A 792-nucleotide genomic window follows, 5' to 3' on the forward strand; every position below is an offset into this window, starting at 1 on the left:
GGCCTTGTACACACCGCCCGTCACACCATGGGAGTGGGCTGCAAAAGAAGTGGGTAGCTTAACCTTCGGGGGGGCGCTCACCACTTTGTGGTTCATGACTGGGGTGAAGTCGTAACAAGGTAGCCCTAGGGGAACCTGGGGCTGGATCACCTCCTTACCTATACGACTAACTTAATGTTTGGTCGAAAAATGCTCCTGCATTTTCGACATTCGGTACATCCGTGTACCTTTTGAGTGTTCACACAGATTGCTTGTTTAGCTTCTCTCACGAGAAGTCAGAGCGAAACATCCCTCTTGCAGGTAGATGTTGTTCTTTAACAATTTGGAAAGCTGATAGTATTTAATTGCATGAGTCTGTCATGTGATTAATTACAAAACGTTTAATGCGCAAGCATTGAACATGAGTTCTCAAACACTTTATTAAGTGTCTTGAATATTCAAAAGTAAATTATTCTTTATTGAATAGTTTACGTCTAAGGCGCGTCCACTTCTTTGGTCAGAAGTGAGACAAGTAAAACCAAGCTGGTCGCAATGCGACGCAGGTGAGTGAAACTCATTTGGGTTGTATGGTTAAGCGACTAAGCGTATACGGTGGATGCCTTGGCAGTCAGAGGCGATGAAGGACGTAGTAACTTGCGAAAAGCGTTGGCGAGCTAGTAACAAGCATTTGAGCTAACGATGTCCGAATGGGGGAACCCAGCAGCATAAGCTGTTATCGCAACATGAATACATAGTGTTGCGAGGCGAACGAGGGGAACTGAAACATCTAAGTACCCTTAGGAAAAGAAATCA

General features: G+C 44.8%; 2 rRNA genes. Both read left to right on the top strand.

The annotated features are described in order from the left end of the window. A 16S ribosomal RNA gene (locus L5M28_RS23975) occupies positions 1-157 on the top strand; the annotation flags it as partial. A gap of 411 nt (positions 158-568) precedes the next feature. Further along, positions 569-792, top strand: a 23S ribosomal RNA gene (locus L5M28_RS23980); the annotation flags it as partial.

This window comes from Shewanella sp. SW32 (assembly GCF_025653365.1).
GTDB lineage: Bacteria > Pseudomonadota > Gammaproteobacteria > Enterobacterales > Shewanellaceae > Shewanella > Shewanella oncorhynchi.